This is a genomic window from Bradyrhizobium sp. HKCCYLS3013 (assembly GCF_051167615.1).
In the GTDB taxonomy this organism is placed as follows: Bacteria; Pseudomonadota; Alphaproteobacteria; order Rhizobiales; family Xanthobacteraceae; genus Bradyrhizobium.
In genome coordinates this window covers 274981-287583 of sequence record NZ_JBNPTK010000001.1, presented here as the reverse complement: position 1 = coordinate 287583, position 12603 = coordinate 274981, and the positions used below count along the sequence as shown (strand labels likewise).

General features: G+C 65.9%; 12 protein-coding genes. 6 read left to right on the top strand and 6 right to left on the bottom strand.

Annotated elements, in window-relative coordinates; all coding sequences use genetic code 11:
* Positions 1-55 precede the first annotated feature (55 nt).
* The 5 genes from ACQR1F_RS01310 to ACQR1F_RS01290 all read right to left on the bottom strand — a co-directional run bounded on the left by ACQR1F_RS01310 (position 56) and on the right by ACQR1F_RS01290 (position 5731).
* Complete coding sequence (locus ACQR1F_RS01310; RefSeq protein ID WP_434880356.1) at positions 56-1516, bottom strand: aldehyde dehydrogenase family protein; 1461 nt, start codon at positions 1514-1516, stop codon at positions 56-58.
* A gap of 356 nt (positions 1517-1872) precedes the next feature.
* Positions 1873-2850 (bottom strand): HEAT repeat domain-containing protein, encoded by a 978-nt coding sequence (locus ACQR1F_RS01305; RefSeq protein ID WP_434912415.1) that lies wholly within the window; start codon positions 2848-2850, stop codon positions 1873-1875.
* A 2-nt stretch (positions 2851-2852) separates the two neighbouring features.
* Complete coding sequence (locus tag ACQR1F_RS01300; protein ID WP_006609939.1) at positions 2853-3086, bottom strand: 4Fe-4S dicluster domain-containing protein; 234 nt, start codon at positions 3084-3086, stop codon at positions 2853-2855.
* A gap of 21 nt (positions 3087-3107) precedes the next feature.
* Positions 3108-4850, bottom strand: coding sequence for a fumarate reductase/succinate dehydrogenase flavoprotein subunit (locus tag ACQR1F_RS01295; protein ID WP_316181613.1), 1743 nt, complete (start codon positions 4848-4850; stop codon positions 3108-3110).
* A 107-nt stretch (positions 4851-4957) separates the two neighbouring features.
* On the bottom strand, positions 4958-5731 hold the full coding sequence (locus ACQR1F_RS01290; RefSeq protein ID WP_434873215.1) for a ferredoxin--NADP reductase: 774 nt from the start codon (positions 5729-5731) through the stop codon (positions 4958-4960).
* Between the two features lie 252 nt (positions 5732-5983).
* Between ACQR1F_RS01290 and ACQR1F_RS01285 the strand changes: the two genes are divergently transcribed.
* The 6 genes from ACQR1F_RS01285 to ACQR1F_RS01260 all read left to right on the top strand — a co-directional run bounded on the left by ACQR1F_RS01285 (position 5984) and on the right by ACQR1F_RS01260 (position 11534).
* The gene (locus ACQR1F_RS01285; RefSeq protein WP_316181609.1) at positions 5984-6274 is read left to right on the top strand and encodes a gamma-butyrobetaine hydroxylase-like domain-containing protein; all 291 of its coding nucleotides are present in this window, start codon (positions 5984-5986) and stop codon (positions 6272-6274) included.
* 73 nt (positions 6275-6347) lie between these two features.
* Positions 6348-7133: a Crp/Fnr family transcriptional regulator gene (locus ACQR1F_RS01280; RefSeq protein ID WP_315802036.1), complete on the top strand. Its 786-nt coding sequence runs from the start codon at positions 6348-6350 to the stop codon at positions 7131-7133.
* A 163-nt stretch (positions 7134-7296) separates the two neighbouring features.
* Positions 7297-8712, top strand: coding sequence for an ABC transporter substrate-binding protein (locus tag ACQR1F_RS01275; protein WP_315802035.1), 1416 nt, complete (start codon positions 7297-7299; stop codon positions 8710-8712).
* On the top strand, positions 8709-9596 hold the full coding sequence (locus tag ACQR1F_RS01270; RefSeq protein ID WP_434884592.1) for an ABC transporter permease: 888 nt from the start codon (positions 8709-8711) through the stop codon (positions 9594-9596). The genes ACQR1F_RS01275 and ACQR1F_RS01270 overlap by 4 nt, the downstream gene beginning before the upstream one ends.
* Positions 9593-10465, top strand: coding sequence for an ABC transporter ATP-binding protein (locus tag ACQR1F_RS01265; protein WP_434912414.1), 873 nt, complete (start codon positions 9593-9595; stop codon positions 10463-10465). Before ACQR1F_RS01270 ends, ACQR1F_RS01265 begins: the two co-directional genes overlap by 4 nt.
* Positions 10466-10775: 310 nt before the next feature.
* Complete coding sequence (locus tag ACQR1F_RS01260; RefSeq protein ID WP_434912413.1) at positions 10776-11534, top strand: SDR family NAD(P)-dependent oxidoreductase; 759 nt, start codon at positions 10776-10778, stop codon at positions 11532-11534.
* Positions 11535-11547: 13 nt separating this feature from the next.
* Here ACQR1F_RS01260 and ACQR1F_RS01255 read toward each other — a convergent pair whose 3' ends face one another.
* On the bottom strand, positions 11548-12573 hold the full coding sequence (locus ACQR1F_RS01255; RefSeq protein WP_434884595.1) for a LacI family DNA-binding transcriptional regulator: 1026 nt from the start codon (positions 12571-12573) through the stop codon (positions 11548-11550).
* Between the last annotated feature and the right edge of the window lie 30 nt (positions 12574-12603).

The following is a 12603-nucleotide window of genomic DNA, read 5'->3' as shown; positions in this document are numbered from 1 at the left end:
GCATGCGTCGTCGCGTCCGTGCGGCGGAATTGACCGGAGCCCCGGCTCCACTGATCTAGCCGTGCTTGACGATCAGGGTCTTCATCGCGGCGAGCTCGTACAGCGCCTCGAAGCCCTTCTCGCGGCCGTGGCCCGACTTCTTCATGCCGCCGAACGGCAGCTCGATGCCGCCGCCGGCGCCGTAGCCGTTGACGAACATCTGGCCGACCTTGACCTTGCGCGCGACGCGCATCGCGCGCGAGCCGTCGCGCGACCAGACGCCGGCGACCAGGCCGAAATCGGTGGCGTTGGCGAGCCTGACGGCGTCGGCCTCGTCGTCGAACGGCATCGCCGCCAGCACCGGACCGAACACCTCCTCGCGCGCCAGCTCGGAGTCGCGCGCGACGTGCTGATACAGTGCCGGTGCGACGTAGAAGCCCTCGCCGGGCACGCCTTCGGCGATCCTGCCTGTCGCCACGCGCCTGGCCCCGCCGCTTTCAGCGCGCGCCAGCATGTTTTCGATCCGCGTCTTCTGGACCGCGCTGATGACCGGGCCGAGATCGAGGTCCATCTCCGGCGTACCGGCCGTGATCTTCTCGAAGCGCAAGGTGAGGTCGGCGAGGAAGCGGTCCCAGATCGAGCGCTCCACCAGCACGCGCGAGCCGGCCGAGCAGGTCTGGCCGGCGTTCTGCACGATCGCCGCGGCCACCGAAGTCAATGCGGCATCGAGATCGGCGTCGGCGAACACGATCTGCGGCGACTTGCCGCCGAGCTCAAGCGTGCAGCCGATGTGATTCCTCGCAGCCGCGGTCTGCACCAGCGTGCCGACCTCGGGGCTGCCGGTGAAGGAGATGAAGTCGATGCCGTCATGCGCCGACAGCGCCGCACCCGCCTCCTCACCGAGACCCGGCACGACGTTGATCGCACCGGCGGGGAAGCCGGCTTCCGCCGCGAGCTCGGCAAGACGCAGCGGCACCAGGCAGGCCTCCTCGGCCGGTTTGATCACGGTCGCGTTGCCCATCGCCAATGCCGGCGCGACGGTGCGGCCGAACATCTGCCCCGGATAATTCCATGGAATGATATGGCCGGTGACGCCGAGCGGCTCGTAGACGGTCGTGACGAAGAAGCCGTCCAGGAAAGGAATGGTGTCGCCATGCACCTTGTCGGCGGCGCCGCCGTAATATTCGAAATAGCGCGCGACGGCGACGACGTCAGCCCTGGCTTGCTTCATCGGCTTGCCGGTATCGGCCGCTTCGAGCTTCGCGAGCTCCTCGGCATGATCCTCGACGAGGCGGCCGAGCTTCGACAGCAGGCGCCCGCGCTCCACTGCGGCGAGCCGGCCCCACGGCCCTTCGAGCGCACGGCGCGCCGCCGCCACCGCAAGATCGATGTCGGCCGCATCACCTGCCGCGATCGAGGCGATCACCTGGCCGGTCGCCGGCGCCAGCATCGCAATGGTGCGGCCCGACTGCGCGGGCTGCCACTTGTTGTCGATGAAGACGCCCTTGGCGGCAGGCAGTTTGACATTGGCGTTCATGGCAGCTCTCCGACTTCCTTTGCAGCTCGTCCGCGGGTCATCTCAGACCTCGGCACGGCGCATCACAACGCGGCCGTTCGACAGCCGAGGCAACGGAGGCGTGTGACCATGGCCGGATTGGCCGGCCGCTCCTCGTTTGCGCTGCAGCGGTGATGATGCCCGATGGATGCGTCCGACGTTTCTGTCAGACAATCCGGGAGCCGTCCAGAACCGGACGTGGGGTGCACGCGAACGTGCGGCGCGCGGCCCTGCGGGGCTCGCGCGCGATCGGCCGCGACATCATCGTCGCAAGACTCGTCATCTGGCTTGCCGCCTGGTCCGGCAGGCGGTCGGGAACGCTCGCGGCCGGCGCGCGATTACGCGCCGGTTCTCGCCTTGCTCGCCGCGATCTGGTGCAGCGCCCATCTCGCGTTCTTGCGAACGTCGGGATCGAGATCGTCGGCGACCAGCGCGAGGTACGGCTCGCCGTCGGGCGCGGCGATCTCGCCCAGCGCAGCCGCCGCCTCCTTGCGCAGATTGGCCTGCTCGTGGGTGATGCATTGGCCGATCGGCCGCACCGCATGCAGCACCTTCATGCGTCCGAGGCTGCGGATCGCCTTCAGGCGCACCTGCCAGAACTCATCCGCCAGGCAGGCGATCAACGGATCGGCGGCGACGGCACCATTGACGTTGAGCCCGAGCGTCTCGGCCGCCATCTCCCGCACCATCCAGTCGGAATCCCTGAGCGCGCGGGTGATGGTCTCCGCGGCGATCTTCATGTGCGAGAAGGCGAGCGCACTGACCGCCGCGCGGCGGACATGCGCATCGGGATCTCCGATCAGCGCCGTCAGCGCCGGAATCGACTCCTCGAGCTTGAGGAAGCCGATGACGCCGATCGCCTGCACGCGGACGGCGGCATCCGGATCCTGCAGCGCCTCCAGCGCCGGCTTGAGCGTGTCCTTGCGCCGCAGCTCCTTCAGCGCGCGCAGCGCGCCCATGCGGACGAAGGCATGCGCATGCGTCACCAGCGGCAGGATGGCCTCGGCCGAAGCGGGATCCTTGAACTCGGCGAGACTGTCGGCGGCCGCCGAGGCGACGATCCGCTCGGGATCGACGAGCAGCTGGACCAGCGCCTCCGCCGCCTCCGGCCCGTCGAACTCACCGAGCGCCATGGCGACCTGCTGCCGCACGCCGGCGTCGGGATCGGCGACCATCTTCGCCAGATGCGCGACCGCGGCGGGATCGCCGGAATGTCCCAATGCGATGATCGCGACCCGCCGCTCCGCCGGATCGGCGGCTCCGAGCCGCTCGTCGGCGTCGTCGAGATCGTCATAGGCTTCGAACGGGCTCGACATGATCACCTCAACAGATAGGGAATGTTGACGGTGACGGCGCCGGTCGGGCAATCCGCTTCGCAGGGCATGCAGTACCAGCATTCATCATAGGCCATGAAGGCCTTGCCGGTCATGTCGCTGATCCTGAGCACGTCGAGCGGGCAGACGTCGACGCAGACCGTGCAGCCCTTGTCGGCGATGCATTTGGCGTCGTCGACGACGACCGGAACCGACGTCTGATAGGTGGCAAGAGGCATGTCTCGTTCTCCGTCTGATCGTCAGGCGCTGGCGCGGATGCGCTGCTTGTCGTAGAGGTCCTTCTCGTCGTCCGCGATCGGCACGACATAGGGTTGCACCGCCCGCTTCTCGCTGGTCATGCGGCCGTCCTGCTTGCTCAGCAGCGTGTGGCAGAACCAGTTCTCGTTGTCCTTGTCCGGAAAATCGGTGCGCCAGTGATAGAGCCCCCAGCGGCTCTCCTCGCGGAACAGCGAGGCATGGGCCGCCATATCCGCGCAATCCATGATCGACTGCACCTCCAGCGCACGCAGCAGCTCGTGCGCGTTGCGCGCGATCATGCGCTCCTGCATGTCCTCGCGGACCTCGGCGAGCCGGCGCATGCCGAGCTCGTACTTCCGCGTCACCTTCGGCGGCTGCAGATAGTCGTTGACGAGCCGCCGCGTCTTGTACTCGATCTGGTTCGGCGGAATGCCGTCCTCGCGCTTGGTCGGCGCCAGCACGCGCTCGCGCTCCAGCGCGACCTCGGCGGCATCGATTTCGCCGAAATCATGGTTGTCGGCGAACTCCATCGCGTCGAGCCCGGCGAACGACCCGTTGGTGAATGCGCCCAGCATGTAGTTGTGCGGAACGCTGGCCATGTCACCGGCCGCATAGAGCCCGGGCACGGTCGTGCGGGCATTGTCGTCGACGAACACGCCCGACGCGCTGTGGCCTGAGCAGAAGCCGATCTCGGAGATGTGCATCTCGATCGATTCCTTGCGGTAGTCGACGCCGCGTCCCTCCTGGAACAGTCCGCGTGTGGGACGCTCGACCTTGTGCAGGGTGTGCTCGATCTCCTCGATCGTCTTGTCGTGCAGGTGCTTGAGCTGCAGGAACACCGGCCCCTTGCCCGACAGCAGCTCGTTGTAGAACTCCAGCATCATCTGGCCCGACCAATAGTCGCACTCGATGAAGCGGCGGTCCTCGTTGTTGGCGGTGTAGGCGCCGAAGGGCCCGGCGACATAGGCGCAGGCCGGGCCGTTATAATCCTTGATCAGCGGATTGATCTGGAAGCATTCGAGATTGGCGAGCGCGGCACCCGCGTGATAGGCCATCGCGTAGCCGTCGCCGGAATTGGCGGCGTTCTCATACGTGCCGAACATGTAGCCCGAGGTCGGCAGGCCGAGCCGTCCCGCCGCGCCCATGCACAGGATGACAGCCTTGGCCTTGATCACCAGCATCTCGGCGGTGCGGGTGTTGACGCTGACGGCGCCGGCGATGCGGCCATCGCTCGACTTCAGGAGCCGCGTCGCCATGTAGCGGTTGGAGATCAGGATGCGCGCCCGCCGCAGCTGACGATACAGCGCCTTCTTGACGGTCTCGCCGTTCGGCATCGGCAGGACGTAGGTGCCGATGTGGTGCACCTTCTTGACGGCATAGTCGCCGTTCTCGTTCTTGAGAAAGCGGATGCCGAAGCTGTCGAGCTCCTCGATGATCCCGTAGCAGCTCTGGGCGTATTTATACACCGCCTTCTGGTCCACGATGCCGTCATTGGCGATCGTGATTTCCTTGGTGTACTGCTCCGGCGTCGCGTAGCCGGGGATGACCGCGTTGTTCAGGCCGTCCATGCCCATCGAGATCGCGCCGGAGCGCTTGACGTTCGCCTTCTCGAGCAGAACGACGTTGGCCTTCGGATTCTTCATCTTGGCCTTCAGGGCGGCCATCGGGCCGGCGGTGCCGCCGCCGATCACCAGCACGTCGCAGGACACCTCCGAGAGGCCGTCGACGATCTCATCCATTGCCATTCTAAGCTCCTGCTTGGCCGGACCCACCGGTCCGGGTCAGAGTTGTTCAGCGGCGCGCCCGGCGATAGCAATTAGTTGTCGCCGGGACGCAATTCTTCCGCCGGCGCTCAGCGCTCGACGAACGCCTTCTCGACCACGAAATGGCCGGGCGTGCTGTGGTTGCCTTCGACGAAGCCGCGGTCCTCCAGCATGGTCTGGAGCTCGGCCAACATCGCCGGGCTGCCACAGAGCATGACGCGGTCGGTCTCGACATCGAGGTCGGGCCCGCCGATGTCGGCGAACATCTGGCCCGATGCGATCAGATCGGTGATGCGGCCGCGGTTGCGGAACGGCTCGCGGGTCACCGTGGGGTAATGAAGCAGCCGATCTCGGACCAGGGGGCCGAAGAAGTCATGGCCGCGCAGGCTGTCGACGAGCTGCTCGCCATAGGCAAGCTCCGAGACCTGGCGGCAGCCATGGGCCAGAATGATGGTCTCATAGGTCTCGTAGATGTCGGGATCCTTGACCAGGCTGGCGAACGGCGCCAGCCCGGTGCCGGTCGACAGCAGCAGCAGACGTCTGCCGGGAATGAGGTTGCCCGCGATCAGCGTTCCCGTCGCCTTGCGCCCGACGAGGATGCGATCGCCCTCCTTGATCTTCTGCAGCCGTGAGGTCAGCGGCCCGTCCGCCACCTTGATGCTGAAGAACTCCAGCTCATCCTCGTGATTGGCGCTCGCCATGCTGTAGGCGCGCATCAGCGGCCGGCCGTCGACCTCCAGTCCGATCATCGCGAACTGCCCGTTCTGGAAGCGGAAGCCGGGATCCCGCGTGGCGGTGAAGCTGAACAGCGAATCGGTCCAGTGCCGGACCGACAACACCGTCTCGGTCTGAAAAGCGCTCATCGTCGTCTCCTAAAGGCGCGGGGCGCGCCGTGTGGCGGTTGCTGAGCACGATCTCTCGGAAACGGCGCAGTCCGGCAATTTCGAACGTGCTGCGACGGTGGATTAGTTGCGAAGATTGTTCCGGGGAAAGCCATCGCGCCTAACGAAGCAGCAGCGCTCGACATTCCGTCGAACGAGGCAATTAGTTGCTGGGTGCTCCAAACCGTCTCCCCTAGCGTGATGACACCGGCCTCGGCACAACCAGGAGGAGCCATGATTGCAGCCGACATCGCTGACGGCGAGGTCAGTCCCGACCTGGCATCATTGCGGCTACGGAACGCGAGCGGCGCACCCGCGGTGCTGTCCGCCGAACGGCTGCGCCTGTCCTGCATGTGCGCGCATTGCAGGCGGGCCCGCTTCGACGGCCGCTTCCCGTCGCAATTTCCCGGGATCGGCATCGTGGGGGTCGGTGACCTCGGCTACGGCCTGAACATCGCGTTTTCCGACGGCCATAATCGTGGCATCTATCCGAAATCATACCTCTGGGAACTCGCTGCCGTTTGAGGCCCTCACGCGGCGACGGATGGCACGAACATTGCTCCGCTTCTGATCAGTATGATCAATGCGGAGGCAAGACATGTTGCTGCAGGCGGCCAAATCAGCTGCGGAAGCCGTGCCCTCTCCCATGACCTCAGCACGCGCGGTGACCAGTTCGTCGCTCCTGCTCACCGAAAGTCAGCAATCCATCGGCGGCCCGCCGTCGCTGATCGAAAGGCTCAGCCTGCGCGAGCGTGAGCAGGTGCTGAAGCAGGGCCGCCGCAAGGTCCTGAACCGCGGCCAGACGCTGTTCAGTCAGGGCGCCCGGCACGACGGCATTTTCCTGGTCGAGAGCGGCCGCATCCGCGTGTTCTACACGTCCCCGCAGGGGCGCGAGATCACGCTGGCCTATTGGCATGTCGGCAATTTCGTCGGCGGTCCCGAAGTGTTCGACACCGGCGTGCATCAATGGTCCGGCATCGCGGCCAGCAATGCCAGCGTGATCCAGCTTCCCGGCAAGGAGCTGCGAACGCTGGTGGCGGAGATCCCCAATCTGGCGATCGGACTGATCGAAGGGTTGAGCTTCAAGGGAAAATGCTACTCCGCCCTGGCCCAGATGCTGGGGACCCGTTCGATCACCGAGCGGCTCGCCCATCTGCTGCTGCATCTCGTCGACCTCTATGGCGTCGACGATCCCGACGGCAAGGTCATTGCCGCGGCCTTCACCCATGCCGACATCGCCCACATGGTCGGCGCGACGCGGCAGTGGGTGACGATCAGCCTCAAGCGGATGCAGGAAAAGAATATCGTCCGTACCAGGCGGTCGCAGATCGTGGTCTGCCGGCCCGACGTCCTGGACGAGATGCGCGGCCAGGCCGCGGATTAGCCGGCCTGCTCATGCAAGCGGCTGTCATGAGCGAAATTGCCCAAGGAGTACGCAACCGGATTTTGACGGCAACTAATCCACCCGCTGCCGAACTCCGGATTTGCGCTCGTGGACGCGGCCTTCATCATGGCGCCATCAGCCATCCAACCGAACGGGGATGAGAATGGTCCGCTGCCGTCACGCGCTCTTACTATCCGTCACCTGTCTGTCCCTGATTGCGGCGCAGCCCGTCGCAGCAGAGACGGTCACGATCGGCATAGGCACCCAGGACACCACGACCAACACGGTGACTGCCGGCACCATCGTGCGGCAGCTTCACCTGCTGGAGAAGTATCTGCCCAAGGACGGCAAATACGCCAACATCAAGTTCGAGATCGAGTGGCAGAACTTCACGTCCGGCCCGCCCGTCACCAACGGGATGATGGCGAACAAGCTGCAGTTCGGCATGATGGGCGACTACCCGCTGATCGTGAACGGCTTCACCTTCGAGAACAATCCCGAGAGCAAGAGCCGGCTGATCGCGGTCGCCGCCTACAGCCTCGCCGGCTCCGGCAACGGCATCGTCGTTCACAAGGACTCGCCCTACTATGAACTCTCCGACCTCAAGGGCAAGCTGGTCAGCGTGCCGTTCGGCTCGGCCGCACATGGCATGGTGCTGAAGGCGCTTCAGGACGCCGGCTATCCGGCGGACTTCTTCCAGCTCGTGAGCCAGACGCCGGAGGTCGGCTCGACGAACCTGCAGGAAAAGAAGATCGACGCGCACGCCGATTTCGTTCCGTTCGCCGAGTTGCTGCCGTTCCGCGGCTATGCGCGCAAGATCTTCGACGGCGTCCAGACCAACCTGCCGACCTTCCACGGCGTCGTCGTCCGCACCGACTTTGCGGAGAAGTATCCCGAGGTCGTCATCGCCTATGTCAAGGCAGTCATCGCCGCCAACCAGTGGCTGCGCCAGGATCCGAAAGCGGCGGCCGAAAAGATCCAGGAATGGACCGGGATCAACAAGGAGGTCGTCTACATCTTCCTCGGTCCCGGCGGCAACATGACCACGGATCCGACGATCAAGCCGGCGCTGGTGGATGCCGCCGCGACTGACGTCAAGGTGCTGCAGAGCCTCGGCCGCATGAAGGAGTTCGATCCGAAGAAGTGGGTGGACGACAGCTACATCCGCAAGGCCTATGCCGAGCTGAAGCTGGACTATGACAAGGATCTCGCCAGCACCGCGAACTACGAAATCTCCGGCGAGGACAAGTTCTGCAACAGGCCGATCACCGAGCCGCGCAAGGCCGGCGAGGTCTGGATCGACGGCGAGGGCATCACAGCCTTCAGCAGCGCGACCTGCACGCTCGGCGCCTATGCCGACTACAAGGCCAAGGGCAAGAAGATCAACGTCGCCTACGTCTTCGACACCGCGCGCGGCATCAAGCTGTTCGCCGACCAGGCGTTCTTCGCCGCCGCCAATGGCGAGATCGCGCCGTTCCTGCTGAAGAAGGATGCCGAGGCCTATGCCGCCAAGATCGGCGGCAAGGTGATGGGACTTGATGACGCCGTGAAGCTGGCGGTGGCGGGAGGCAAGACTTGAGCAGCCCCGCCCTGATGACGTCGCCCGACCAGGCTGCGGCGGCCGCCGCGCCTGGCACCGCGCCCCCGCCGAGCCGGCCGCACGTCTCCGCCCGCGCGGCACGCTGGTTCCGGCTGAACCAGGACCGGCTGCAGTCGCTGCTGATCGGCACCGCGTCGCTGATCCTGTTCCTGATCGCCTGGCACCTGCTGACGACCTACCGCGTCGTCTTCTTCGTGAAGTTCACCAACGTGCCGGCGCCGCTGGCGGTCTATGCGAGCTTCACCAAGGCGATCCACGATCCGAAATTCCTGATGCACATCCTGCTCAGTTGCCGCCGGATCTTCATCGGGTTCTCGCTGGCCGCGCTGGTCGGCGTGCCGCTCGGCCTGATCATGGGCCGCTTCAAGCTGGTGCACGAGATCGTGTTTCCGGTCGCCGAGGTGCTGCGTCCGATTCCGGCCATCGCCTGGGTCCCGATGGCGATCATGCTGTGGCCGACCAACGAGCAGAGCATTGTCTTCATCACCTTTCTCGGCTCGTTCTTTCCGATCCTGGTCAACACGCTGCACGGCATGACGCTGGTGGATCCCGTGCTGGTGCGGGCCGCCAAATGCCTCGGCGCGCGGGAGACGTCGATCTTCCGCGAGGTCTATTTCCCAGCGTCGCTGCCGCACATCTTCACCGGCCTCACCGTCGGCATGGGCGTCGCGTGGGTGTCGCTGATCGCGGCCGAGATGATCTCGGGGCAGTTCGGCATCGGCTATTTCACCTGGGAAGCGTATTCGCTGGTCCAATACGCCGACATCGCGCTCGGGATGATCGCGATCGGCGTGCTCGGGCTCGGCTCGAGCCTCGTGATCCGCGCGGCCGGACAGTTGGTGATGCCCTGGAGGTCGCGATGAGCCAAGCCGCAGCGGATGTGAGACAGGGCCATATCGAGGTCCGCAACTTCGCCCTGAGCTACGAGACCATCGACGGCGCCGTCGAGGCCGTCACCGACACCCAGATCCATGTCGAGCCCGGCGAGTTCGTCTCGATCGTCGGACCGTCGGGTTGCGGCAAGTCGACACTGCTCAACGCTGTCGCGGGCTTTCTCAAGCCCACCAGCGGCGTCGTCACGGTCGACGGCCAGGCCGTCACCGGACCCAGTGCCGAACGCGGCATGGTGTTTCAGCAATACTCGCTGTTTCCCTGGAAGACAGTGCGCGAGAACGTCGAGTTCGGGCTGAAGATGCGCGGCATGCCGAAGTTCGAGCGCGCACGCGCGGCGCGCACTCTGCTCGGCCTCGCCGGCCTCGAGGCGTTCGAGAACCATTATCCCGAGCGCCTCTCCGGCGGCATGAAGCAGCGCGTCGGCATCGTGCGCGCGCTCGCGACCGGCCCGAAGGTGCTGCTGCTCGACGAGCCGTTCGGCGCGCTCGACGCGCAGACCCGCATCATCATGCAGCAGATCCTCACCAACATGTGGCAGCGGCTGAAGATCTCGGTGCTGTTCGTCACCCACGACATCGACGAGGCGATCTTCCTGTCCGACCGCGTCTACTGCATGACCGCGCGCCCCGGCTCGATCAAGGCCGAAATCCAGATCCCGCTCGAGCGCCCACGCCAGCAAGCGATGATGATGTCGTCGGAATTCCTGGCGCTGCGGCGCGGGCTGATGTCGTTGATCCGCGAGGAGAGCCTGAAGGCGATGGGCGGCGAGATCACCGATCTCGGCATGCAGGGACTGAGCATCGAGTTGCAGGGCCAGTCGATCTCCGAAATCCTCTGAAGGGTTTTGCGCTCGACCGACGGCGGCCGGTCCAGCTCCGAAGAAGGCGCCCGATGGTCGCACCCGAGCGGCGCAACAGGTGCTGGCGTCCCGGCCGGTCCTGGCGCAGAATGCCGGATAGCAAACAAGGACGTCGCAGGGGGAACGCCCGGATCCGTCAGCATCGACATCGGGCGTGAGGGTTGCTCGCAGGCGCACATCGAGGGGTCCAGCCGGACGCACCGGCCGTGCATTGCACAACACGGACGGCGTCCGGGATGCGTCTCGTCGCGGCCGCGGCCGCTCTCCCAGGCGCAACTGAGAGGAACCAATGCAGGGCACCATCTACCCAAGCCTCAAGGATCGGGCCGTTCTCGTGACCGGCGGCGGCTCCGGCATCGGGGAAGCGATCGTCCGCAATTTCGTCGGCCAAGGTGCGCGTGTCGGATTCATCGACATCGATCTGGAGGCCTCGCAGCAAGTGCTGGCGAGCCTGCCTGCGGAGGCCAAGGTGCACTTCGCGCATGCCGATCTGCGCGACATCGCCGCGCTGAGGGCTGCGGTCGCCGGCGCCCGCGAGGCGCTCGGGCCGATCACCATCCTCGTGAACAATGCGGCGCGCGACGACCGCCACACGATCGAGGACGTCACGCCGGACTATTGGGACGAGCGCATCGCCGTGAACCTCAAGCATCAGTTCTTCGCGGCCCAGGCGGTTGCGCCGGACATGATCCAGGCGGGAGGCGGCGCGATCGTCAATCTCGGCTCGGTGAGCTGGGTGCTCGGCCAGGGCAACATGCCCTGCTACACCACGGCGAAGTCGGCGATCCAGGGACTGACGCGCGCTCTCGCCCGCGATCTCGGCCCCAGCAACATCAGGGTCAATTCCATCCTTCCGGGCTGGATCATGACCGAGCGCCAGCAGCGAATGTGGCTGACGCCCGAGGGCGAGGCCGAGCTGATGCGGCGCCAATGCCTCAAGCGCAAGCTCGTGCCGGACGACATCGCCCGCGTAGTGCTGTTCTTCGCCGCCGACGACAGCGGCGCCTGCACCAACCAGAACTACATCGTCGACGGCGGCTGGGCCTGAGACCGCGCCGCTCTCACGATGCAACCAGATGCGGCCCGGTGCTGCCGCGCGCGACGATCTCGAAACCGAGGTCGATCTGCCGCGCTCTCGGCCGCCTGCCGGTGGCGATCACCTGAAGCACCAGTTCGGACGCCACGCGCCCCATGTCGGCGCGCGGCGTCAGCACGGTCGACAGCGGCGGATTGGAGGCCGCCGCGAATTCCAGGTCATTGAAGCCGATCAGTGAAATCCGGCGCGGGACCTCCAGCCCCGCCTGCTGGCAGGCGAACAACGCCCCGAGCGCGATGTTGTCGTCGCAGCAGAAGATCGCGTCGGGGGCTTCGCTCGCGAGCATCTCCTCGGTCAGCTTCCGCCCCAGCGAGATCGTCGCCTGGGCCGGGAGCCAGGCCACCAGCGACGCGCCGTCCAGCCCGGCTTCCGCCAGCGCTGCGTGATACCCCTCGAGCCGGGCGCGGGCCCGGTCGTCGCGCTGTCCCGAGAGATAGGCGATCCGCCGATGTCCCAGCTCGATCAGGAAGCGGGTCGCGGCATGGCCGCCCTGGCGCTGCGAAAGTCCGACATTCAGATCGATCGGATCGTCGGTCAACTCGAACGTCTGCACCACCGGAATCCGCGAGCGTTCGAGAATGCGCCGTGCCGCCCGCGTCTGGTTCACCCCGACCAGGATCAGCGCCTCGATGTTCTGGCCCAGCAAGGTCCTGATCGCGCCCTCTTCCTCCTCCGCCGAGTAGCGGCTGCTGACGACGACGGGGCGAAAGCCGAGCGGCAGCAGGGTGTCGTAGATCGCCTGCAGGTAGTCCGCGAAGATGCCGTTGGAGAGCGACGACACGACGATGCCGATGGAATGCGTGCGGGTCGAGGCGAGCCGGCTCGCCGCGAAGTTGGGCACATAGGCCAGCCTGTCGACCGCCGCATCGATCCGCTTGCGCAATTCCGGCGACACCATATCGGGCCGACGCAGCGCCCGCGACACGGTGACAGCGCTGACATTGGCGATGCGCGCGACGTCCTCCAGCGTGGTGCGACGCTTCTGAGACATGATCCTTGCAGCAATGATTCACGCGGATTT

Bases quoted from the DNA above. Each gene is read 5' to 3' on its own strand.
- ACQR1F_RS01310 (WP_434880356.1), bottom strand. From the start codon at position 1,516: ATGAACGCCAATGTCAAACTGCCTGCCGCCAAGGGCGTCTTCATCGAC.
- ACQR1F_RS01305 (WP_434912415.1), bottom strand. From the start codon at position 2,850: ATGTCGAGCCCGTTCGAAGCCTATGACGATCTCGACGACGCCGACGAG.
- ACQR1F_RS01300 (WP_006609939.1), bottom strand. From the start codon at position 3,086: ATGCCTCTTGCCACCTATCAGACGTCGGTTCCGGTCGTCGTCGACGAC.
- ACQR1F_RS01295 (WP_316181613.1), bottom strand. From the start codon at position 4,850: ATGGCAATGGATGAGATCGTCGACGGCCTCTCGGAGGTGTCCTGCGAC.
- ACQR1F_RS01290 (WP_434873215.1), bottom strand. From the start codon at position 5,731: ATGAGCGCTTTTCAGACCGAGACGGTGTTGTCGGTCCGGCACTGGACC.
- ACQR1F_RS01285 (WP_316181609.1), top strand. From the start codon at position 5,984: ATGATTGCAGCCGACATCGCTGACGGCGAGGTCAGTCCCGACCTGGCA.
- ACQR1F_RS01280 (WP_315802036.1), top strand. From the start codon at position 6,348: ATGTTGCTGCAGGCGGCCAAATCAGCTGCGGAAGCCGTGCCCTCTCCC.
- ACQR1F_RS01275 (WP_315802035.1), top strand. From the start codon at position 7,297: ATGGTCCGCTGCCGTCACGCGCTCTTACTATCCGTCACCTGTCTGTCC.
- ACQR1F_RS01265 (WP_434912414.1), top strand. From the start codon at position 9,593: ATGAGCCAAGCCGCAGCGGATGTGAGACAGGGCCATATCGAGGTCCGC.
- ACQR1F_RS01260 (WP_434912413.1), top strand. From the start codon at position 10,776: ATGCAGGGCACCATCTACCCAAGCCTCAAGGATCGGGCCGTTCTCGTG.
- ACQR1F_RS01255 (WP_434884595.1), bottom strand. From the start codon at position 12,573: ATGTCTCAGAAGCGTCGCACCACGCTGGAGGACGTCGCGCGCATCGCC.